This is a genomic window from Gordonia sp. JH63, from assembly GCF_009856645.1.
GTDB lineage: Bacteria > Actinomycetota > Actinomycetes > Mycobacteriales > Mycobacteriaceae > Gordonia > Gordonia hongkongensis.
In genome coordinates this window covers 1,040,220-1,061,313 of record NZ_CP047235.1, presented here as the reverse complement: position 1 = coordinate 1,061,313, position 21,094 = coordinate 1,040,220, and the positions used below count along the sequence as shown (strand labels likewise).

Sequence of the window (21,094 nt, the reverse complement as noted above, 5' to 3'; positions counted from 1 at the left end):
GGACCGAGAGAAGGCGCCGTTGAACCCGGGACGATCTCCGCGAGGGGCGTCGACCGATGACGACCTGAGCTTCGCCGAGAAGATCGGATACCTCTTCGAACACAGCCGTGACGAGAACGGCATCCGATATACCGGCAAGAAGATCGCCGAGAAGGCCAACCGTCTCGGCTACTCGCTGTCCGACGCGTACATCTCCCAGCTACGCACCGGCAAGGCCCGCACGCCGTCGTTCCGCACCGTCGAGGCCATCGCCCGCGCCTTCGACGTCAGTGTCACCTACTTCCTGTCCAACCCCGACGAAGACCTCGAACGCGTTCGGCAGCAACAGAATTACGTCGAGATGCTCCAGGTCACCGGGAGCCACCTGTCCGGCATCGACATGGGTTCGCTGTGCCCGGACACCATCGACGCACTCATCGACCTGCTCAAACTGGTCAAGGCCCAGGCGATCGCCAAGCGGGCCGAGGAGAACTCCCCGAGCGAGGCGTCCGGCTGACGGATTCCGTCGGCACGCATCGCGACCGGACGGTCCTCACAGGCCGGCGTAGGAGTGCAGTCCCGAGACGACCAGGTTGATGATGAACAGGTTGAACAGCATCGCCACGAATCCGGCGACGTTGATCCAGGCCGCGGCATTGCTGCGCCAGCCCGCCGTCGCGCGTGCGTGCAGGTAGGCCGCGTAGATCACCCAGGCGATGAAGGACACCGTCTCCTTGGGGTCCCAGCCCCAGAACCGGCCCCAGGCCGCCTCGGCCCAGATGGCACCGCAGATCACCCCGAGGCCGAACAGCGGGAAGCCGATCACGACGCACTTGTAGGCGAGACGATCGAGCTGCTCGACGGACGGGAGATGTTCGACGACCCGACGGACCGCGCCGCCCAGACCCGGACGGGTCGCAGCCGCGGCGGAGTCGTCGGACGAGGTCGGAGCCCAGCGCATCTTGACCAGGTAGAGGATGCTCGCCACACCAGACACCAGCAGGATGCCCGAGGACACCGAGATGATCGAGACGTGCACGGCCAGCCAGTAGGACTTCAGGGCCGGGACGACGGGTGCGGCCTGGGTGTAGAGCCAGCGGCCGGCGATGAACATCAGCAGGATGACGGGCAACAGCACGAACGAGAGCAGCGGCCGGTGCTCGCGCTTGCGCAGGATGATCAGGGCGGCGAGCACGCCCGCGGCACACGTCATCGAGATGAACTCGTACATGTTGCCCCAGGGCGCACGGTCGGTCGCGATGCCGCGGAGCACGATCGAACCGATGTGCGCGGCGAGGCCGACGATCACGACCGGCAGCGCCATGTTGCCGAGCTTCTCGCCCAGGGTCCGGCGCGACGACTCGTCGACCCGCCCGGGCACCCGCGTGTCGGTTCCGTTCGCCCCGGCGTTGACCAGCTGCTTCTGCTCGAGGCGTCGGCCGCGGACCGCGGCGAGAGCGCCCAGGAACAAGATGACCGCGACGACGTAGACCGTCATGGCCGTGCCGTAGAGCAGGTCCGAGTACCGCGCGAGCGTCTCGTCGATCGGCATCGCCGGAGCGTCGGTGTTCATGTGCTTCCTTTCGCCGGCCGCTAGAGCCGCCGGGTCGTCCGCCGCGAGGCAGGTCCGTCGGCGTCGTCGGCCACCAGCTCGGCCGCCTGCTCGTCGAAGCCCTCACCCCAACCGGCCTGATCGGTACGCGCCAGCCCGGCGATTTCTACTACAGTACGTCGTTGCCCAGTGTCCGGGCCATCGGTGTCCGGGCCATCGGTGTCCTGGCCATCGCCGTCGGCACGAGCGCTCGCGGCCGGCACCGGTACCAGGCGGGCCCAGATGCGCCGGCGGCGGATCAGCAGCGACACGAGCAGACCGCCGAGCATGACGATCGAGCTCACCAGCACCCAGATCTGGGCGGGGTCGTGCGAGACCTGCACGGACACCCACCGCTCGTAGCCGTCGAAGGTCACCGTCGTGCCGTCGGCGAGGGTGTGGCTCTGGCCGACCGCGAGGTTGACCTGCGCCTGACGTTGGAGGCGGCCCTGTTCGATGAGGTCCTGGTCGAGCGAGTAGACGTTCTGCGGTCTGCCGGTGTCCAGACCGGTGTCGCCCTTGAAGATCCGGGTCGCGACGAAGGGGTCGTCGGGTGTCGGCGACGACGACGTCAGCAGCGAGCCGTGGAACGACGCGGTGGGCGCGAACAGGCCCTCCAGCGCGATCTGGTTCTTCCGGCGGTCGTCGGCGTCGGGGTACAGACCCGCCGGGGTGTCGAAGCGTGCCGCGCCCGACGAGAGCATCGTCTGGAGCTCGTCCGGCACGAACGGGGTGGTCTGCGTGCGCTTCTCCCCGTTGGGGAAGGTCACCGTGAACGTCGGCGCGAAACCGTTGCCGAGGACGTAGACCCGGTCGCCCGCGACGCGAAGCGGTTCGTTGACGCGCACCGACGCGGTGTCCCAGCCGGCGGGATCGCCGAGGTTGCCCACACTGCCGTCACTGCCCGCGGCGTACCGGATGGTGGCGTCGTACATGTCGGGCTGACCGCTGGGCAGGAAGGTCGCCGAGAAGTCGTCGACGCGGAAGCAGAACGGCGACAGGTCGGTGCCGTCGACCAGGTTGCCGGCGCGGAACGAGTCGTAGACAGCGGTCGAGGTGTTGCACAGTCCCTGTTCGCCGTCGGCGACGAGGCTGCGGGTGCCCTCGTAGCCGTACATCTTGCCCAGCGCGATCGACACCAACAGCGCCAGCAGCGCGAAGTGGAACACCAGGTTGCCGAACTCGCGCAGGTAGCCCTTCTCCGCCGAGACCTCGACGCACCCGTCCGGATACGCCTTGCTCGGCTCGCGGACCACGACCTCGCGACGCCACCCGCGCAACCGGCCGTCGATCCGTCGGGCGACCGTCTCCGGATCCCCGTCGACGGTGTGGGTCACGTGCCGCGGCAAGCGCGACAGGTTGCGCGGTGCGGCAACGGGTTTCGCGCGCAGGCTGTGGAAGTGCTCGACCATGCGCGGCGTCAGGCAGCCGACGAGGGAGATGAACAGCAGGACGTAGATCGCGGTGAACCAGGCGCTGGAGAAGACGTCGAAGAGCTGCAGGCGGTCCATCCACACGCCGAGCTGACCACGTGCGGCGATGTACTCCAGGGTCTTCTGCTCGTTGAGCTCGCGCTGCGGGAGCAGGGCACCGGGGATCGCGGCGAGGGCGAGCAGGAACAGCAGGATCAGCGCGGTCCGCATCGAGGTCAGCGAACGCCACAGGTTGCGCAGCGGCCACAGCACCCGGCGGCGGGCCCAGTGGGGCTTCGGGGCCGGCTCGGGGGTGTCCACCTGCGGGCGGTCGGTCACATCGGTCATCAGGACACTCAGATCGGTAGTTGGGTGTCGGTGACGAAGCGGACCTGGACCCACACGATGAACTGGTCCCACCAGCCGGTCAGGAGGGCGACGCCGACCCCGATCAGCAGGACGCCCCCGATGACCTGGATCGTGCGGGCGTTCCGGCGGAGCCAGCCGAGACTGCGCAGGGCCCAGGCCGAGGAGAAGGCCAGGATCACGAACGGCAGGCCCAGGCCGAGGCAGTACGCGACGATGAGGGTCACGCCCTTGGCCGCCGTCGCCCCCTCGGTCCCGCTGACGGTGGCGATCACCGCGGCCAGGGTCGGCCCGAGGCACGGCGTCCAGCCGAGCGCGAAGACCGCTCCGAGCAGCGGCGCCCCGACGATGTTGGAGACCCGCCGCGGTTCGAAGCGGACCTCGCGCTGCAGAGCCGGGATGAGGCCGATGAACACCAGGCCCATGGCGATGGTCACGACCCCGCCGATGCGTTGCAGCAGTTCGCGATTCAAGACGAAGGTGCTGGTCACGCCGAGGACGGTGGCGGTGGCGGCGACGAAGACGACGGTGAAGCCGAGGACGAACAGGCCGGCGGCCAGCGCGACCCGCGACCGGCCGCTCTTGGCGCTCTCCCCCACCTTCACCGCGGGCGCCTCGGCCCCGACGAGACCCGCGAGGTAGGACAGGTAGCCCGGGACGAGGGGCACGACGCACGGGGAGGCGAAGGACACGAGCCCGGCGAGCAGGCAGGCGGCGAAGGCGAGCAGCAGCGGTCCGCTGGAGACGGTGTCGGCGAACGTGTCGCCGATCGAGGAGGCGAGCACCAGGGTGGTCGAGTCCTGGGTGAACGGGTCCATCACATCGACCCCGCCGGCTCGGCCGCGACGCGCTTGACGACCTCGTCGAGCTCGTTGTCGGAGACCGCCTTGAGGAACACCGCCGCCGGCCGGTGCTGCCGATCGAGGACGATCGTCGTCGGCACCACCGAGGTGGGCGTGGTCAGAGCGGCCAGTGACATCCCCGGGAAGTCGTAGATCGACGGGAACCCGACCTTGCGGTCGAGCACGAAGTCCTTGGCCGACTCCCGGTCGTCGCGCAGGTTGATGCCGAGGAATTCCACTCCGTCGGCGCGATTGCGTTCGTAGACGCGCTCGAGGTCGTCGGCCTCACCGCGGCAGGGTCCGCACCACGAACCCCACACGTTGACGACGACGACCCTGTCCGCGAACCGCTCGTCGGACAGCGACAGCGGCTGCTCGGTGACGAGGTCCTCGCCGGCGAGTTCGGCGATCGGCTTGCGCTCGTCGGGTGCGTAGGTGATGACGGTCTGCCCGCCCGGTGACACGAACTGGAAGGTGTTCCCCTGCGCGACCGCGTCGTCGCCGGTGCTGCATCCGGCGACCAGCAGGATCAGGGCCGACAACATCGTCGGCAGGAGGAACTTGCGCACTACGTCAGGCTTTCTTCACGCACCGGTGGCCAGTGGGTCCGAGGACCCGGCCGGCTCGGAGTAGATGATGTCGACGAGGGCGTCGTCGTCGTAGATGAGGCTGGTCAGCGAGGCCAGCGAGCACTGGCGGCGACGCGGGTCGTGCCAGAGGCGCTGACCTTCGAGGAACCGGCGCAACGTGTACACGGGCAGCTGGTGGCTGACGCAGACGGCTTCGTGACCGCGGGCGGCGTCGCGGGCCTTGTTCGCCGCGGCCAGCATGCGGTGCGCGAGCTGGATGTAGGGCTCGCCCCAGGAGGGGGTGAACGGGTCGCGGAGTTTGGGCCAGTGCCGGGGCTTGCTCAGCGCACCGTCGCCGACGGAGACCTTGAGACCCTCGAAGACGTTGTCGGCCTCGATGAGGTCGTCGTTGGTGAGGATCGGGATGCCGTGCGCGGCGGCGATCGGGGTGGCGGTCTCCTGCGCGCGCTGCAGCGGCGAGGCGAACACGGCCTTGACGTCGTGGTCGGCGAGGGTGTCGGCGACCTTACGGGCCTGCGCCTGGCCGTCGCCGGAGAGGCGGAAGCCGGGGAGACGGCCGTAGAGGATGCCGTCGGGGTTGTCGACCTCTCCATGGCGCATCATGTGGACGATCGTGTGCATCAGGCGTTGTCCCCCGGGGTGGCTGCGGTCGCGGCCGCCTGCGCTGCGGCGGGCAGCGCTTCGGCGATCTGCGAGAAAGCATCCTCGTCGAGCGCCGCGGACACAAACCAGGCTTCGTAGGCGCTCGGCGGCGCGTACACGCCGCGCTCGAGCAGGGCGTGGAAGAACGGCGCAAACCGCCAGGTCTCGGTGGCGGCGACGCCGTCGTAGTCGAAGATCGGGATCTCCGGGTCGGTAGTGAAGAACACACTCAGCAGGCTGCCCGCCTTCTGCACGCGGTGGGCCACGCCCGCCGCGTCGAGTGAGTCGTGCAGCAGGGTCGCGAGCCGGTCGGCGTTCGCGTCGAGCGTGCGGTAGACCTCGACGTCGGCGTTGCGCAGGGTCGCGAGGCCGGCGGCGACGGCGACAGGATTCCCCGACAGCGTGCCCGCCTGGTACACCGGCCCGGTCGGCGCGAGACGTTCCATGACGTCCGCACGGCCACCGAACGCCGCCGCGGGCAGTCCCCCGCTCATGACCTTGCCGAAGGTGTAGAGGTCGCCGGCCACGCCCTCGAGTCCGTACCAGCCACTCGGGCTCACCCGGAACCCGGTCATGACCTCGTCCATGATGAGCAGCGCGCCGTGGCGGCGCGTCAGGTCGCGGAGTCCGGCGTTGAATCCCTCGACCGGCGCGACCGCGCCCATGTTCCCGGCCGCCGCCTCGGTGATGACGGCGGCGATGTCGTCGCCGAACTCGGCGAAGGCCTCGGCGACGGCGGTGAGGTCGTTGTAGGGCAACACGAGGGTGTCGTGCGCCGACGCACCGGTGACGCCGGGGCTCGTCGGCAGGCCGAGCGTGGCGACGCCGGAGCCGGCCGCGGCCAGCAGTGCGTCGACGTGACCGTGGTAGCAGCCGGCGAACTTGATGATCTTGGACCGGCCCGTGTAGCCGCGGGCCAGGCGGATCGCCGACATCGTCGCCTCGGTGCCGGAGTTCACCAGCCGAACACGCTCGACGGGGTCGACGCGGCCGATGATCTCCTCGGCGAGTTCGATCTCGGCCTCGGTCGGGGCGCCGAACGACAGGCCGCCGGTGGCCGCCTCACGCACCGCCTCGACGACGGCCGGGTGCGCGTGCCCCAGGATCATCGGACCCCAGGAGCTCACGAGGTCGACGTAGTCGTTGCCGTCGGCGTCGGTCAGCCGGCATCCGGACGCCGAGGCGATGAAGCGAGGGGTCCCGCCGACCGCGGAGAACGCGCGCACCGGGGAGTTGACGCCGCCCGGGATGGCCTGCGTCGCGCGGGTGAACAGCGCGGCGGAGGCGGCCGTGCCGGGAGCGGCCGTGGCAGCAGCGGAAGGGGTCACGGCCTACAGTGTTCCAAACGGCACCGGGTGACCCAAATCCTCGCTGGTGGGAGGGGGTGCGACCCGGCTCGAACCGTGTCTGGTCAGCTCGCGAGCGCGGTGCGCACCTGCTCGGCGATCGCCGCCTGACCCGCCTCGTTGGGGTGCACCGCGCCGGGTCCCGAGGTGGTCATCGGCTCGATCCAGCGCTGCTCGCCGGCACACGCGTCGTGCCCCTCGGACACCTGTGACATGTCGACGAACTCGACGCCCTCGTCCTGCGCCGCGCGCCGCCCGTACGTGTTGAGCGCGGTCTGGAGCTCGCGGATCATCGGCACGTCCCCGGCGGCGAGCCGCATCTCGGGATAGCAGCCGGTGGTCGGCGGGACCAGCCAGGGATAGCCGACGAGCAGGACGCGCGCGTTCGGCGCGCGGTCCCGGACGTCGCGCAGGGCCTGGCGCACGGCGGGATAGATGTCGGTGGCGACCGGCTCGATCAGCGCCCGTCCGTAACGGTCCGTGCACGGCGAGCCGGTGCGGTCGGCGTCGGCCAGTTCGCCGCAGAGCCGGATCGCGCGACCGTAGGTCTCTTCGTCGTTGCCGCCGATCATCATCGTGACCACGTCGGTGTCGTCGTCGAGCGCGTCGAGCTGCGGCGGCACGCCCTGGTGCTGCGACTCGCCGAAGTCGTCGGTGTCGGCGCCCGCGCAGCTGACGTCGGTGAGGTCGAAGTCCTCGTCCGCCGCGACGACATGCGCGTAGTTCCTCGACGACCGCAGGCAGTAGATCGGCGAGTCCTCCTCCAGCGGCCGCACACCGGTCCCGGCGCTGAAGCTGTCGCCGAGGTTCACGTACTCCGTCGACCGGGTGTCGTTTTCCGTCGACTGGGCAGGCGTTTGCGTCGACTGGGCAGGCGTTTCCGTCGACTGGGCGTCGTTCTGCGTCGACTGGGCACAGCCGGCGAGGACCGCTCCTGCCGCGAGCAGCACGAGTCCGGACCGGATGAGCCGCCGTGGACGTCGATCGTCGAACCTGCGTGCCGTCATGCCGCCATCCTGCGTGCGGTGAAGCCCGTCGGCAACCACCGGCCGGCCGCCCGCCCGCGCGGGTAGCGTGGTTCGCCGAGGGGATCGCCGCTTCGTGCGGAGTCCCGCAGCCGAGTCACGAGGATGTGAATGCGCATGAGCGACAAGGAGATTCTCGACCCGCAGGCCGTGCTCGACGGCGTGCCCACCGGACTCTGGATCGACGGCCGGTCCACACCCGCAGCCGACGGCGGGACCTTCGAGGTCTACGACGCCGCGACCGAGGAGTCGCTCGTCTCGGTCGCCGACGCGGGGGTCGCCGATGCCCGCCGCGCTCTCGATTCCGCCGTCGCCGCGTCGGCGGACTGGGCGGCCACCCCACCACGGGAGCGCGGCGAGATCCTCCGCCGGACCTTCCAGTTGCTCACCGATCGCGCCGACGACATCGCCATGCTGATGACCCTCGAGCTGGGCCGCGCCCTCCCCGACAGCCGGGCGGAGACCACCTATGGACTCGAGTTCTTGCGGTGGTTCGCCGAGGAGGCCGTCCGGATCGGCGGTCGGTTCAGTCCGGCGCCGGCCGGCAACGGGCGCATCCTGGTGGCCCACCAGCCCGTCGGGCCGTGTCTGGCAATCACCCCGTGGAACTTCCCGCTCGCGATGGGGACGCGCAAGATCGGACCCGCGCTCGCCGCGGGCAACGTGATGCTCGTGAAACCGGCCCGCGAGACGCCGCTGACGATGCTGGCACTGGCCGAGGCCTTCGCCGAAGCCGGTTTGCCGCCCGGCGTGCTGTCGGTGTTGCCCACCACGTCGAGCGGCGACGTGTCGTCGACGTTGATCACCGACGATCGCATCCGCAAGATCAGCTTCACCGGGTCGACGCCGGTGGGTCGCAGCCTGCTCGGCCAGGCCGCCGACCGCGTCCTGCGCACGTCGATGGAGCTCGGCGGCAACGCCCCGTTCCTGGTCTTCGACGACGCCGACGTCGACGCCGCGGTCGAGGGCGCCTTCGCCGCCAAGATGCGCAATGGGGGCGAGGCCTGCACCGCCGCGAATCGGTTCCTGGTGCAGTCCGGTGTCGCCGAGAAATTCACCGAGAAGCTGGTGGCGAAGATGTCGGAGGTCCGGATGGGACCGGGGTACGACGACGGGGTGACCCTGGGGCCGCTGGTGAACGCCGACCAGCGGGACAAGGTCGCCGACGCGGTCGAGCAGGCGGTGGCCGACGGTGCCCGTGTGCGACTGGGCGGTGAACGTCCGGAAGGTCAGGGTTTCTTCTATCCCGCAACGGTTCTCGACAACGTCGATCCGTACGCGCCGGTCACGCGCGAGGAGATCTTCGGCCCCGTCGCGGTGATCAGCAGCTTCGACGACGAAGCCGCGGGGATCGAGGCCGCGAATTCGACCGAATACGGCCTGGCGTCGTACTTCTACAGCCGCGACCTCGAGCGCTGCATGCGCGTCGCGGGCGCCCTGGACTCCGGCATGGTCGGGGTCAATCGCGGCGTGATCTCCGATGCCGCAGCGCCGTTCGGCGGGATCAAGCAGTCGGGCATCGGCCGCGAGGGCGGCAGCGAAGGAATCGACGAGTATCTCTCGGTGAAGTACATCGCGCTCACCTGACACCTTCTGATCCGGTGCGAGCTGCGTCCTCCCTCCGCTCCCTGAGCCTGGATATTTCACTGATGTTGCTGGTGTTCGGCGTGTGATACGCGAAAGTGCCTGTCTGCCTTGTGATTATTGATTCACCACAAACAAATAGTCACAAGAAGAAAGGCACCTCGCAGGTGAAGAATAACGTGTATCCCGAGTTGATGGTGGACCCTACGCGCACTGAGTCGGTGCTGACGACCTCGGGCGGGGTGTTGCTGACGAAAACCGTGCAGGTCTCGGGCCTGGGAGCAGACCTGACCGCGGCGATGGCGCCGTGGCGGACCGCGGCGACGGTCCATGATCCGGCCAAGATCGTGCTGGATCTGGCGCTCACCTTGGCGACCGGTGGTGACTGTGTGGCCGATGTGGCCACAGTCCGGGCTCAACCACAGTTGTACGGGCAGGTGGCCTCTGATCCCACGATCTCGCGGGTGATCAGCCGGCTGGCTACCGATATCGAGGCGGTCAGTACCGCGATCAGCGCGGCTCGCGCCGCGGCGCGGGAACGGGTGTGGGGCATCGCCCGCCCGTTGGAGGGCACCGCGGGCAGCATCGATGGCGGGCTGGTGATCGTTGATCTCGATGCCACGACCGTGACCGCAGGATCGGCCAAAGAACAGGCCCAGACAACGTATAAGCGGGTGTTCGGGCATTCCCCGATGTGTTCGTTCATCGACCACGGCGCCTTCGGCACCGGGGAAACACTGAACCTGGACCTGCGGCGTGGAGGTGCCTCACCCAAAGGTGCGGACATGCACATCGCGGCCACCGACTCGGCGTTGGCCCAGCTGCCCGCCGCTGAACGCCCCCAGGTGCTCATACGTACCGATTCGGCCGGGTGTGCCAAAAAGTTCCTGGCCCACCTGACCGAGCAGAATCTGCAGTACTCGGTCGGGTTCACCATCTCCGAGCTGGTCAAAGACGCATTGGACGTGCTGCCTGAGGCTGCCTGGGTGACCGCGATCAACACCGACGACGCCGATCCACGAGCTGATGCCCAGGTCGCCGAGATCACCGACCACATGCCGCGCTCGGTCCGTGACACCGAAACCGCCTACGAGCCCTGGCCACCCGGGATGCGGCTGATCGCGCGCCGCGAATATCCCCACAACGGAGCCCAACACCTCATCACCGACATCGAGGGCCGCCGCTACACCGTGTTCGCCACCAACACCCGCGGCCGCGGCTGGACACTGCCGATCCTGGAACTGCGTCACCGTCAACGTGCCCGCGCCGAAGACCGTATCCGCTGCCTCAAAGACACCGGCATGGCCAACCTACCGTTCGACTCATTCGCCAAAAACCAACTGTGGCTCGATATCGTCGCCCTGGCCTCCGACCTGCTCGTCTGGACTCAAACCCTCGGCTACCACCGCCACGACCCCATCCGCCGCTGGGAACCCAAACGCTTGCGCCACCGCCTGTTCACCGTCGGCGGCAAGATCATCACCCACGCCCGCACCACCACCCTGCGACTACCCACCGACTGGCCCTACAACCACCACATACGCCACGGCTGGCAACGCCTCACCGCCTAACCAGCCCCTCGGTCACCGCGCCCCGTCACCGCCGCCCACCCCACCTCAGAACCCGAACAACCAGCGAACCCAACGCTGGCGATCCACCCTGCCCACACACCAGCACCAACCATCAAAAGGCGACACCGACAACCGATCGGCGAAACCCTACCCACCCGTGAAAGATTCAGGCTGAGGTGCGAGGAGCGCAAGCGACGAGCCACGAAGGGCCATGTTACGTATGTGACTAGTGATGCAGGTGTCATCAATCCGATACCTGTACGGCCGTACTGATCCCTACACTCGGTCACCATACGTCGTAGAACCCTCACGACCGCGGCAGCCGCGGCCGCAATCGCAACTGCCGCCTCGGTGGCGGTCGCCGTCGCACCGTCCGAACCGGTGGCGTAGGTCGAGAACGCCGCGATCAGTACCGATTTCGGCAGCGTCGACCTCGGTAGCTCCGAACTCGGCACCCCGAACAGCAACTTCCTCTGGCAGAGTCCGGGGACCCGGTACATCGTCGTACTCGGCGCCAAGTTCGGCGTTCTCGGGCAAACTCCGGATGTCCTCAAGCGTCGTCTCGACGTCGCGGCGAACCTCGGCAAGAAGCACCCGTTCAACCGCATGATCGTCTCCGGGGGCGACACCCACTGGCTGCCCGTCACCGAGGCCCAGTTCATGAACCTCGGGCTCATCCGACGTGGAATTCCCATGTGGCAGATGGTCAACGAGGGCGCCTCCACCTCCACGGTGCAGAACGCCCAGAACACGGTGCGGATGCTGAAGCACATGGGCGCCAACGGCGCGATCATCGTGACCAACGGCTTCCACATGGAACGCGCGATGAAGAACTTCCGCGACGCGGCCCGGCAACAGGGCGCGCGCATCGAGTTCCGGTCGGCGTACGCCTAGCACCTCGCGAATACCCTTCTCGCGTCGCCATTTCCATCCCGCTGATTCGATCCCATCAGCGGGACGGAAACGGCACCGCGAGAACGCAGCTCGCCCCGCCGGCCGAAGCCGACGGGGCGAGATCGTGTTGCTTCAGGGGCGATCAGCGCAGGAGCGCGCGGCTCATGACGACGCGCTGGATCTGGTTGGTGCCCTCGTAGATCTGGGTGATCTTGGCGTCGCGCATCATGCGCTCGACCGGGAAGTCGCGGGTGTAACCGGCACCGCCGAAGAGCTGGACGGCGTCGGTGGTGACCTCCATGGCGACGTCGGAGGCGAAGCACTTCGACGCCGAGGAGATGAAGCCCAGGTTCTTCTCGCCGCGCTCGGCGCGAGCGGCCGAGGTGTAGACCATGAGGCGAGCGGCCTCGACCTTCATCGCCATGTCGGCGATCATGAACTCGACGCCCTGGAACGAGCTGATCGGCTTGCCGAACTGCTTGCGGTCCTTGACATATGCGATGGCCTGGTCGAGCGCGCCCTGCGCGATGCCGACGGCCTGCGCGCCGATGGTCGGGCGGGTGTGGTCGAGGGTCTGCAGGGCGGTCTTGAAGCCGGTGCCCTCGTCGCCGATGATGCGGTCGAGCGGGATGGTGCAGTCCTCGAAGTACAGCTCGGCGGTGGGCGAACCCTTGATGCCGAGCTTCTTCTCCAGCGGGCCGACGGTGAAGCCGGGGTCGTCCTTGTGGACCATGAACGCGGAGATGCCGTTGGCCTTCTTCTCCGGGTCGGTCACGGCCATGACGGTGTACCAGGTCGACTTGCCGCCGTTGGTGATCCAGCACTTGGAGCCGTTGAGGACCCAGTTGTTGCCGTCCTTGCGGGCGCGGGTCTTCATGCCTGCGGCGTCGGAACCGGCCTCACGCTCCGACAGCGCGTAGGAGGCCATGGCCTCACCGGAGGCGATGCCCGGGAGCACCTGCTGCTTGAGCTCGTCCGAGCCGTTGAGGATCAGGCCCATGGTGCCGAGCTTGTTGACGGCCGGGATCAGCGACGCCGAGGCGTCCACGCGGGCCACTTCCTCGATGACGATGCAGGCTGCGATCGAGTCACCGCCCTGGCCGCCGAACTGCTCGGGGACGTGGATGGCGTTGAAGCCCGACGCGTTGAGGGCGTTCAGCGCCTCCTCCGGGAAACGCGAGTTCTCGTCGACGTCAGCCGCGTGCGGCTCGATCTCCTTCTCGGAGAGCGCGCGGATGGCCTCGCGCAGCGCGATGTGCTCTTCCGGGAGCTCGAAGACGTTGAAGTCGGGATTTCCGTAGCCCATGACAACTCCTCACGGCACAGCGAGTGCCTGTTCGTTCCCGGCACACGGGGTGCCGGCAGATGTTGACAACCAGTTCAGCACGGCACTGAGTGCCATGTCAATCGATGCAGTCCCCGTCCCCGCCGATTGTCCCCGAAACCGGCGCCGATGTCCCGCAGCCCTCCGCCGGGTCAGTCCTCCCCCAGCTCTTCGGCCACCCGACGTGCGACTTCCGAGCGAGACATCCCGGCCGGATAGGCAACCACGGTGACCTGTCCGCGCGACCCGCCGCCCGGGACCGATGCGCCGCCGGCGCCGCCGGCACCGAGTGCCATCGCCACTCGGTGCAGCTCGTCCCGCAGTCGTTCGGGGGTGGCTTCGGCGTCGCCGCGGATCATCTGCCGCAGCAGGAAGTTGTGGGTGCCCGTGACCGCCGCGACGTAGGCAACCACCCGCACCGGCGACTCGCCGGGCAACCGTGCGCGCAGGAACTCCTCGAACGCACCCTGGTAGCGGTACGTCGTCACCAGCTCCCGATCCCGCAGCGCGGGCACCTCCTGCACCACCTGTGCGCGCCGCACCGCGAGTTCGCGATCCCGGACGAAGTGGGCGAAGACCAGCTCGGCCGCCGCACATACCGCCAGCCACGGATCCTCGTCGGAGGCCGCGAGCCGGTCGCCGACCTGCGCGAGCAGCGACTCGTGGTCGGCGAAGATCACGTCCTCCTTCGACCCGAACTGCCGGAAGAACGTGCGACGGGACATCCCGGCGGCGGCCGCGAGCTGCTCGACGGTCGTCGACTCGTAGCCGTGCTCGCTGAACAGACGGATGGACTCGGCGACGACGCGCGTGCGGAAGGCGGCCGGATCGGTGTCCGCGACTGACATGGGACAAGTATCACCACATCGAGGCGACGAGACCCTCGGACCGTCCCGAACCGGGAGTTCGGCGCGGACCCGTGCAGCGGATCGGTGCGCATTACTCGTCAGTAGCGACCGCCACAAAAGCTGGGTCCGACGCGTGGTCACTACGTACGGTGGAGCCATGGCAACCCCCACCGCTCCCACCGAGAAGACCCCGGCTGAGAAGAGCTCGACGGAGAAGACCCCGTCGACGACGAGTCCGACACCCATCGCGACCGAACCGACCGTCGACGACCCGGTCGCCCCGACCGACGTCTCCGCCGACGACGAACTGTCCGCGGACGAGCGTGCCCTGCTCGTCGACAATCTGCGGTTCGTCCTCGACGGTCGCTGGCGCGCGACGAGGGAGACGGTGCGGGAGAACTCGAACCGCGCCGACCTCCTGCCCGACCCGTCCCGGACGCTCGACGAGGCGCGCGCCCACACCCTCGAGGTGATGCGCGAGCTCGCCTCGCAGGGTTTCGCGGCCGCCGGTTTCGCCGAGGACCACGGCGGCAGCGGCGACATCGGCGCGTCGATCACCGCCATCGAGATGCTCGGCTACGCGGACCTGTCCCTCATGGTCAAGGCGGGCGTGCAATGGGGCCTCTTCGGCGGCGCCGTCGAAAACCTCGGTACCGCACGGCATCACGAGAAGTACGTGCCCGGCATCATCGACCTGAGCGTCCTCGGGTGCTTCGCGATGACCGAGACCGGGCACGGTTCGAACGTGCAGGCCATCGAGACCACGGCGACCTACGACCGTGAGGCCCGCGAGTTCGTGATCAACTCCCCCACCCCGTCGTCCCGCAAGGACTACATCGGCGGTGCCGCCGCGCACGCCCGGTACGCCGCGGTGTTCGCCCAGCTCGTCACCGGCGGGCCCGACGAGGAGCCCGAAGGTCGTGGCGTCCACTGTTTCGTGGTGCCGATCCGCGACGAGGACGGCTCCGACCTGCCCGGCGTCACCACCAGCGACTGCGGGTACAAGGGCGGACTCGCCGGCGTCGACAACGGCCGGATCATGTTCGACAACGTCCGCATCCCCGCGGAGAACCTGCTCAACCGCTACGCCGACGTCGCCGAAGACGGCAGCTACAGCTCGCCGATCGAGAACACCAACCGTCGCTTCTTCACCATGCTGGGCACCCTCATCCGCGGCCGCGTCAGCGTGGCGGCGACCGCGGGTGCCGCCGGCCGCAAGGCGCTGGCACTCTCGACCCGCTACGGATTGATCCGCAAGCAGTTCGAGGCGCCCGAGGGCACCGACGAGATCACCGTGATGGACTACCTCGGTCACCAGCGAAAGCTGTTGCCGCTTATCGCGAAGTCGTACGCGATCGGATTCGCGCAGAACGAGATCGTCGACGAACTGCACGAGGTCCAGTCGGTCGCACCCGACGACTCCGACTCCGGACGCCAGCGCCAGCTCGAGGGGCAGGCCGCCGGCCTCAAGGCCTACGCCACGTGGCACGCCTCCCACGCGATCAACGTCAGCCGTGAGGCCTGCGGCGGCGCAGGCTATCTCGACGAGAACCAGCTGTCGATCATGCGGGGTGACATCGACGTCTTCACCACCTTCGAGGGCGACAACACGATCATGACGCAGCTCATCGCCAAGGAGCTGCTGTCCGCGTACTCCGAAGACGTCCAGGGCCTTTCGGCGGGCGGCTGGGTGCGCTTCATCGCGGGCATGGCCCGCGACGTGGTGGCCGAGAAGACCGCGGTCCGACAGGTCGTGCAGACCCTGCTCGACGGTTCCGACGAGGACACCGAGAAGTCGGCGCTCACCGACCGCAGCACCCAGATCAGGTTGTTCCGTAACCGTGAGGACCACCTCGTCCGGACGTGCGCCCAACGTCTACGCCGCGCGCTTGACGACGACAACGACGCTTTCGAGGTGTTCAACAACGCGCAGGACCACCTGCTGAAGGTCGGGCACGCGCACATCGAACGCGTGGTGCTCGAGGCCTTTGTCGAGGCGATCGAGAATTGCGATTCCCGTTCGGCGGCCGAGCTTCTGGGCAAGGTGTGCGACCTCTTCGTCTACTCAGCACTGGAGGACGACCTGTCCTGGTTCATGATGCACCGGCACATCTCGGTGGAGCGCGCCAAGGCGATCCGCCGCGGCGTGAACGAGCTCTGCCAGGAATTGCGGCCGCATGCCCGGTCGCTCGTCGACGCCTTCGGCGTCCCGGAAGAGTTGCTGCGCGCACCCATGCTCCAGAACGGCTGACCCCCGCTCTCGAGACCATCGCGGCCACCGTCGAACAGGCGGTGGCCGCGTTGTCGTTTCGGCACCGGTGTTTGGGCCTGCGCACCACGGGAATACTGCCGCCGACGCCGCTGTGGAGACCACGCTGCGACGCACCGACGAGATCGCGCGGGCCCGCGTCCGGGAATCGCCCGCGCCCGACTTGTCCATCTGCGCTGCGACAGCGTGCCACAAGCCGATTCGGAAAGAGAACACATGTTCCGCCACACCGACTACATGCAATTCGACGTCAAACCCGAGAAGCCCGACCCCATCTACGCCCGCAAGCTCCAGGAGTTGCTCGGCGGCGCCTATGGCGAGATGACGGTGACGATGCAGTACCTCATGCAGGGCTGGAACTGCCGCATGAAGGGCAAGTACAAGGACATGATCATGGACATCGCGACCGAGGAGATCGGTCACGTGGAGATGATCGCCACCATGGTCGCACGTCTGCTCGAAGGCGCGCCGGTCACCAACTCGACCGAGAACGCCCTCGGTGACCCGGTGGTCGCCGCCGTCCTCGGCGGCACCGACCCCACCCAGGCCATCTTCTCCGGCGGCGGCCCCCGTCTCGCCGACAGCAACGGTGTGCCCTGGAACAGCGGATACATCACGCACAGCGGCAATCTGCTCGCCGATTTCCACGCCAACGTGACCGCCGAGGCGCAGGGGCGCGTCCAGACGGCCCGCCTGTGGCACATGACCGACGATCCGGGCGTGAAGGCCATGCTGCGGTTCAACCTCGCCCGCGACACCTTCCACCAGAACCTCTGGCTGAAGGGGATCGAGGAGCTCAAGGAGGACGGCCTGGAGGGCACGATCGCCCCCGACGACCTCTTCGACGAGGAGTTCAGCGAGCACGCGAGCACCCTGTGGCACCTGTCCGACGGGGAGGACTCCAACAAGGGCGGCTGGGCCAGCGGCCCCACCCCCGACGGCGCGCACGAGTTCAAGTTCCTGGCCGATCCGCAGCCCCTGGGCGACCGGCAGTCGGGTCCGCCGCCGGACCCGAAGCTCTACGCGACCTACGACGGCGCGATGGGCACCCCGCAGAAGCCGCAGTTCGGCACCGAGAAGGGTGTCATGGGCAAAATCAAGGACGTCGTCGACCCGGACCCGTCCGGCTAGACCGACAGCATGTGCAGTGCACGCTGCCCGGCGGGGGACCCGATGTCGGGGACGCCTCCGGGCACGCGTGCGCCCACCCGACAACCGGAGTTCTCATGAGCGCACTACCCGACCTCATCACGACCCCGTTCCGCTGGCTGGCCGCCCTCAGACACGCCCGGGTGTTCCACCCCGACGGTCTGCTGTGTGGTGGCACGGCCGCGCTGTCGGCCGACCACCCACTGCCCTTTCACAGCGGCCCGGTGTCGGTGCGGGTCTCCAAGGGCATCGGCACACCCGGCGGCCTACCGGACATCGTCGGCCTGGCCATCCGCTTCCCGTCGACCGACCCCGGCACCGTCGGCGGCGGCGGGGTGTCGCCGTCGACCAACGCCACCGGCGCGTGGGATCTCCTGCTCGCCGGCCCGGCGCCGCTCGACGGCCGACTACCCGTCCCGCTGCCGACGACGCACTGGGCCACCGCGGTGTCGAGCCTGACGCCGTACCGGTACGACGGTGACCTGTACTGGATTCGGGCCCGCATCCTCGAACCGTCGGACTCGTCGGGCCTGTCGATCGAGGACCTGGCCGCCCGTCTCCGCCGCAACCAACCGATCGTCATCGTCCTGGAGGCCGGCGCCGGACGGTTCGTGCCGGTCGTCCGGATCGAACTCGACCACGTCCTCACCGGACTCGACGTGGATTTCGACCCCATCCTGCACCGGCCCGAGGGCGTCGAGTTCGCCCCGTCGTGGCTCGGGGATCTACGACGCCGCGCCTATCGCGACAGCCGGGCGGGACGTCACTCCGTCGTGTCCTGATCCTCCGAGGACGGTTCCGTCGTCGACGTCCCCCGAGGCGGCAGCCCCAGCCGGACGGCCTCGTGCGCCTGCGTGAGCTCGCTGCGCAACCGCTCGACATCGCGGGCCCATGCCTGCGCGATCCGCCCGGAGGTCAGCTGCACGCCGATCCCCTTGCGGCGGCGCGGCACACCGTGCAGCTCGCCCAACGCGGACGCACTCTCCCAGTCCTCGGGGGTGTGGCTGTGATTGGGCGGGAAGATCTTCGCGATGTCGGCCAGCGGCGTCGTGACGGCACCCTGGCGGAGCGTGGTCTCGGTGAGCTCGACGCTGACATGCCGACGGGCTGCCGACACCTGCACGAGCGAGAACCCCAGCAGCAGCACGAAGAAGATCGCTAGCACCGGCCAGTGCACCTGACCGGGCCCGGCGATCTCCATCGCGAGGACCGCACCCACCAGGACCGGACCGATCAGCACCACCCACCAGCTGCCGCCGGACTCGGCGAACAGCACCTCACCCGCCGGCTCGACGGGGTCGGGGTCGTGACCTTCGGGATCGTCGTCGGTCATGTGCCCTACTTGCGCGACCGCGGCGTCTTGGGCTCCGGCTCCTTGCCGGTGTACCAGGTCTCGGCGGGCGGACGGTAGGCGAGTAGGGACCCGAACAGACCGACGAGCCCCGCGAGCAACGGGAACGCGAAGAAGTTCATCCCCAGGCTCAGGAACAGCAGCATGGCCACGACGACCAGGGTCAGCGCCGCCAGCGACGACCGCCACCGCGCATCGCCGGAGTAGGCCTTGCTGCCCAGCAGGATGTACCCGACACCCACGACGGCGACCATGGCGCCGAGCACCCCGGACGTGACGGTCCCGGTGTCGCTGGCCGCCGACACGACGATGACCAGTGCACCGAGCGCGATCAGCAGTGCGCCGGAGGTCAGCCAGCACCGGTAGGCCCAGACGACGAGTTTCGGACGCAGCGCCGGATCAGGTCTTGTCACTGGTTCTTCGGTCCTTCGTTCTGGGTGTCGGCGCCCCGGTTCTCCGGATGCGGCTTGTCGAGGTGAACGGGCTCGGATCGGGCGTCGTCGGAGTACGGGCCGGGCGCGCCGCGATGATCGCTGTCACCATACGGCCTGTTCTGGCCGTACGGGTTCTGGCCGTACGGGTTCTGGCCGTACGGGTTCTGGCCGTACGGGTACGGGGGTGACGGGGGGTGGACCGGCTGCGGCCTCCGCGCCGCCGCCATCTCCCGGCAGTACTTTTCCGAGTCCCCGCGCATGAGGAGCACGGTCGCACCGAGCGCCGCGACGCCGCTGATCACCTGCGGGACCATCGCCCACGCCGGCGACGTGTCGCCACCGAACAGCGAGAAGAGCAGGCTGACCACGACGTAGACACCCATCGCCGACAGCACGATCCGCGCCCAGTTATAGCCCTTACGGGTGAACCAGACGACCAAGGCCGTGATCGCGGTGAGGACCAGCGACGTCACGACCAGCACACCGACCACGAACCCCGACGAGGTCATGAAGTCGATCTGCTCGGGCGGGACCCCTTCCTGCGGAGCAGAACTCACCTGATCGCGGATCATGTCGACGAAGGTGCCGGTCTGCGCGAACATCGCCACGATCTGCCCGACGATCACCACCACCCACAGCTCGACGGCGATGGAGACGGAGTCGGGGATCTTCGGTCGCGACGGCGCGCCGGGGTCGGACGCGGGGTCGTACGGTGCGGACATGGGACCAGCCTAGTGAACGGGCAGCACGACGAGCCCTACACGCTCAGGTCAGGACAGGCGCTGCGCCACCTCGGCCGCCCAGTAGGTCAGGACGATCGACGCACCCGCGCGCCGGATGGCGGTCAGCGATTCCAGGATCGCCGCATCGCGATCGATCCATCCGCGTTCGGCGGCGGCGGAGATCATCGAGTACTCACCGCTGATCTGGTAGGCCGCGACCGGCACGTCGCTCATGTCGGCGACGTCGCGCACGATGTCGAGGTAACTCATCGCCGGTTTCACCATCACGATGTCGGCGCCCTCCTCGAGGTCGAGCCGGACCTCGCGCAGCGCCTCGACCCGGTTGGCCGCGTCCTGCTGGTACGTGCGCCGGTCGCCCTGCAACGACGAGCCGACCGCCTCGCGGAACGGGCCATAGAACGCCGAGGCGTACTTCGCGGCGTAGGCCAGGATCCCGGTGTCGGTGAAGCCCGCCGCGTCGAGGGCGGCCCGGATCGTGGCGACCTGACCGTCCATCATCCCGCTCGGCCCGAGGAGATGCGCACCCGCCCGCGCCTGGGCCAGGGACATCGACACGTAGCGTGCGAGGGTCTCGTCGTTGTCGACGCGACCCCGACCGTCGACCACGCCACAGTGCCCGTGATCGGTGAACTCGTCGAGGCAGGTATCGGCCATCAGGACCGTGGCGTCCCCGAGATCGTCGCCGAGGGTACGCAGAGCCCGGTTGAGGATTCCGTCGTCGGCATCCGCACCCGACCCGGTGGCGTCCTTGTCCTCGGCGCGCGGCACCCCGAACAGCATGAGCCCGCCGACACCGGCGTCGACGGCCTCGGCCGCGGCGGTCCGCAGCGAATCCATCGTGTGCTGCACGACGCCCGGCATCGACGAGATCGGTACCGGGTCGTCGATGCCGTCGGCGACGAACATCGGCAGCACCAGATGTCGCGGCTCCAACGAGGTCTCGGCGACCAGCCGGCGCATGGCCGGGGTGGTCCGCAGTCGTCGGGGCCGGATCACGGGTGGCATGGGTCTCCTTCGTCTCACGGGCCCTTCGAGGCTCGTCGACCTCGACGCGCTCCTTCGTCGCTTGCTCGGCCCGGCGGCTATCGCTCCTCGCACCCTTCGAGGCTCGTCGCTGCGCTCCTCGCACCTCAG

The 21,094-nt window shown here is 68.6% G+C and carries 20 protein-coding genes; 7 read left to right on the top strand and 13 right to left on the bottom strand.

The genetic code is table 11. The features are described from left to right. The first annotated feature begins 19 nt into the window (after positions 1 to 19). On the top strand, positions 20 to 496 hold the full coding sequence (locus GR168_RS04810) for a helix-turn-helix transcriptional regulator (RefSeq protein ID WP_058252664.1): 477 nt from the start codon (positions 20 to 22) through the stop codon (positions 494 to 496). 36 nt (positions 497 to 532) lie between these two features. Here the strand turns inward: GR168_RS04810 and ccsB are convergent, their stop codons facing one another. The 7 genes from ccsB to GR168_RS04775 all read right to left on the bottom strand — a co-directional run bounded on the left by ccsB (position 533) and on the right by GR168_RS04775 (position 7,775). Further along, a complete protein-coding gene (gene ccsB, locus GR168_RS04805) occupies positions 533 to 1,552 on the bottom strand; it encodes a c-type cytochrome biogenesis protein CcsB (RefSeq protein WP_159370166.1) in 1,020 nt (339 codons plus the stop codon). Positions 1,553 to 1,572: 20 nt separating this feature from the next. Next, positions 1,573 to 3,330, bottom strand: a complete 1,758-nt coding sequence (locus GR168_RS04800) for a cytochrome c biogenesis protein ResB (RefSeq protein ID WP_159370165.1) — start codon at positions 3,328 to 3,330, stop codon at positions 1,573 to 1,575. 8 nt (positions 3,331 to 3,338) lie between these two features. After that, positions 3,339 to 4,166: a cytochrome c biogenesis CcdA family protein gene (locus GR168_RS04795; RefSeq protein WP_159370164.1), complete on the bottom strand. Its 828-nt coding sequence runs from the start codon at positions 4,164 to 4,166 to the stop codon at positions 3,339 to 3,341. Then, on the bottom strand, positions 4,166 to 4,759 hold the full coding sequence (locus GR168_RS04790; protein WP_159370163.1) for a TlpA disulfide reductase family protein: 594 nt from the start codon (positions 4,757 to 4,759) through the stop codon (positions 4,166 to 4,168). Before GR168_RS04790 ends, GR168_RS04795 begins: the two co-directional genes overlap by 1 nt. Positions 4,760 to 4,774: 15 nt before the next feature. Next, a complete protein-coding gene (locus GR168_RS04785) occupies positions 4,775 to 5,401 on the bottom strand; it encodes a histidine phosphatase family protein (protein WP_078113019.1) in 627 nt (208 codons plus the stop codon). Then, the gene (gene hemL, locus GR168_RS04780; RefSeq protein WP_159370162.1) at positions 5,401 to 6,750 is read right to left on the bottom strand and encodes a glutamate-1-semialdehyde 2,1-aminomutase; all 1,350 of its coding nucleotides are present in this window, start codon (positions 6,748 to 6,750) and stop codon (positions 5,401 to 5,403) included. The genes GR168_RS04785 and hemL overlap by 1 nt, the downstream gene beginning before the upstream one ends. 83 nt (positions 6,751 to 6,833) lie before the next feature. Beyond that, a complete protein-coding gene (locus GR168_RS04775; protein WP_065629215.1) occupies positions 6,834 to 7,775 on the bottom strand; it encodes an SGNH/GDSL hydrolase family protein in 942 nt (313 codons plus the stop codon). 135 nt (positions 7,776 to 7,910) lie between these two features. Here GR168_RS04775 and GR168_RS04770 point away from each other — a divergent pair, with 135 nt between their 5' ends. From GR168_RS04770 to GR168_RS04760, 3 genes are all read left to right on the top strand, one after another. Next, positions 7,911 to 9,380 (top strand): NAD-dependent succinate-semialdehyde dehydrogenase, encoded by a 1,470-nt coding sequence (locus GR168_RS04770; protein WP_078113070.1) that lies wholly within the window; start codon positions 7,911 to 7,913, stop codon positions 9,378 to 9,380. A gap of 191 nt (positions 9,381 to 9,571) precedes the next feature. Further along, positions 9,572 to 10,948: an IS1380 family transposase gene (locus GR168_RS04765; RefSeq protein ID WP_343213059.1), complete on the top strand. Its 1,377-nt coding sequence runs from the start codon at positions 9,572 to 9,574 to the stop codon at positions 10,946 to 10,948. 405 nt (positions 10,949 to 11,353) lie between these two features. Beyond that, entirely contained in the window at positions 11,354 to 11,842 is a 489-nt protein-coding gene (locus GR168_RS04760; protein ID WP_238995077.1) for a YdcF family protein, read from the top strand. A gap of 142 nt (positions 11,843 to 11,984) precedes the next feature. Here the strand turns inward: GR168_RS04760 and GR168_RS04755 are convergent, their stop codons facing one another. Continuing rightward, the gene (locus GR168_RS04755; protein ID WP_159370161.1) at positions 11,985 to 13,148 is read right to left on the bottom strand and encodes an acyl-CoA dehydrogenase; all 1,164 of its coding nucleotides are present in this window, start codon (positions 13,146 to 13,148) and stop codon (positions 11,985 to 11,987) included. Between the two features lie 170 nt (positions 13,149 to 13,318). Then, complete coding sequence (locus tag GR168_RS04750; protein ID WP_078113015.1) at positions 13,319 to 14,014, bottom strand: TetR family transcriptional regulator; 696 nt, start codon at positions 14,012 to 14,014, stop codon at positions 13,319 to 13,321. Positions 14,015 to 14,171: 157 nt separating this feature from the next. On the opposite strand from GR168_RS04750, the gene GR168_RS04745 reads away from it, so the two are divergent. The 3 genes from GR168_RS04745 to GR168_RS04735 all read left to right on the top strand — a co-directional run bounded on the left by GR168_RS04745 (position 14,172) and on the right by GR168_RS04735 (position 18,214). Next, the gene (locus GR168_RS04745; protein WP_159370160.1) at positions 14,172 to 16,265 is read left to right on the top strand and encodes an acyl-CoA dehydrogenase; all 2,094 of its coding nucleotides are present in this window, start codon (positions 14,172 to 14,174) and stop codon (positions 16,263 to 16,265) included. Between the two features lie 234 nt (positions 16,266 to 16,499). Beyond that, positions 16,500 to 17,414, top strand: a complete 915-nt coding sequence (locus GR168_RS04740; protein ID WP_078113013.1) for a manganese catalase family protein — start codon at positions 16,500 to 16,502, stop codon at positions 17,412 to 17,414. Between the two features lie 95 nt (positions 17,415 to 17,509). Then, the gene (locus GR168_RS04735) at positions 17,510 to 18,214 is read left to right on the top strand and encodes a hypothetical protein (protein ID WP_159370159.1); all 705 of its coding nucleotides are present in this window, start codon (positions 17,510 to 17,512) and stop codon (positions 18,212 to 18,214) included. Here the strand turns inward: GR168_RS04735 and GR168_RS04730 are convergent. Genes GR168_RS04730 through hemB form a run of 4 tightly spaced genes read right to left on the bottom strand, consistent with a single transcriptional unit; the run spans position 18,196 to position 20,965 of the window. After that, positions 18,196 to 18,765, bottom strand: a complete 570-nt coding sequence (locus tag GR168_RS04730; RefSeq protein ID WP_159370158.1) for a DUF3093 domain-containing protein — start codon at positions 18,763 to 18,765, stop codon at positions 18,196 to 18,198. The genes GR168_RS04735 and GR168_RS04730 overlap by 19 nt on opposite strands. A gap of 5 nt (positions 18,766 to 18,770) precedes the next feature. After that, positions 18,771 to 19,196 carry a hypothetical protein gene (locus GR168_RS04725; RefSeq protein ID WP_159370157.1) on the bottom strand — a complete coding sequence of 142 codons (426 nt, stop codon included), beginning with the start codon at positions 19,194 to 19,196 and terminating at the stop codon, positions 18,771 to 18,773. Beyond that, a complete protein-coding gene (locus GR168_RS04720) occupies positions 19,193 to 19,939 on the bottom strand; it encodes a hypothetical protein (protein WP_159370156.1) in 747 nt (248 codons plus the stop codon). Before GR168_RS04720 ends, GR168_RS04725 begins: the two co-directional genes overlap by 4 nt. A gap of 48 nt (positions 19,940 to 19,987) precedes the next feature. Next, complete coding sequence (hemB, locus tag GR168_RS04715) at positions 19,988 to 20,965, bottom strand: porphobilinogen synthase (RefSeq protein ID WP_159370155.1); 978 nt, start codon at positions 20,963 to 20,965, stop codon at positions 19,988 to 19,990. Positions 20,966 to 21,094 lie beyond the last annotated feature (129 nt).

What these genes read in the sequence shown, in the direction of transcription:
- ccsB (WP_159370166.1), bottom strand. Translation starts at nt 1,552, where the DNA reads ATGAACACCGACGCTCCGGCGATGCCGATCGACGAGACGCTCGCGCGG.
- GR168_RS04800 (WP_159370165.1), bottom strand. Translation starts at nt 3,330, where the DNA reads ATGACCGATGTGACCGACCGCCCGCAGGTGGACACCCCCGAGCCGGCC.
- GR168_RS04795 (WP_159370164.1), bottom strand. Translation starts at nt 4,166, where the DNA reads ATGGACCCGTTCACCCAGGACTCGACCACCCTGGTGCTCGCCTCCTCG.
- GR168_RS04785 (WP_078113019.1), bottom strand. Translation starts at nt 5,401, where the DNA reads ATGCACACGATCGTCCACATGATGCGCCATGGAGAGGTCGACAACCCC.
- GR168_RS04775 (WP_065629215.1), bottom strand. Translation starts at nt 7,775, where the DNA reads ATGACGGCACGCAGGTTCGACGATCGACGTCCACGGCGGCTCATCCGG.
- GR168_RS04770 (WP_078113070.1), top strand. Translation starts at nt 7,911, where the DNA reads ATGAGCGACAAGGAGATTCTCGACCCGCAGGCCGTGCTCGACGGCGTG.
- GR168_RS04765 (WP_343213059.1), top strand. Translation starts at nt 9,572, where the DNA reads ATGGTGGACCCTACGCGCACTGAGTCGGTGCTGACGACCTCGGGCGGG.
- GR168_RS04755 (WP_159370161.1), bottom strand. Translation starts at nt 13,148, where the DNA reads ATGGGCTACGGAAATCCCGACTTCAACGTCTTCGAGCTCCCGGAAGAG.
- GR168_RS04750 (WP_078113015.1), bottom strand. Translation starts at nt 14,014, where the DNA reads ATGTCAGTCGCGGACACCGATCCGGCCGCCTTCCGCACGCGCGTCGTC.
- GR168_RS04745 (WP_159370160.1), top strand. Translation starts at nt 14,172, where the DNA reads ATGGCAACCCCCACCGCTCCCACCGAGAAGACCCCGGCTGAGAAGAGC.
- GR168_RS04740 (WP_078113013.1), top strand. Translation starts at nt 16,500, where the DNA reads ATGTTCCGCCACACCGACTACATGCAATTCGACGTCAAACCCGAGAAG.
- GR168_RS04735 (WP_159370159.1), top strand. Translation starts at nt 17,510, where the DNA reads ATGAGCGCACTACCCGACCTCATCACGACCCCGTTCCGCTGGCTGGCC.
- GR168_RS04730 (WP_159370158.1), bottom strand. Translation starts at nt 18,765, where the DNA reads ATGACCGACGACGATCCCGAAGGTCACGACCCCGACCCCGTCGAGCCG.
- GR168_RS04720 (WP_159370156.1), bottom strand. Translation starts at nt 19,939, where the DNA reads ATGTCCGCACCGTACGACCCCGCGTCCGACCCCGGCGCGCCGTCGCGA.
- hemB (WP_159370155.1), bottom strand. Translation starts at nt 20,965, where the DNA reads ATGCCACCCGTGATCCGGCCCCGACGACTGCGGACCACCCCGGCCATG.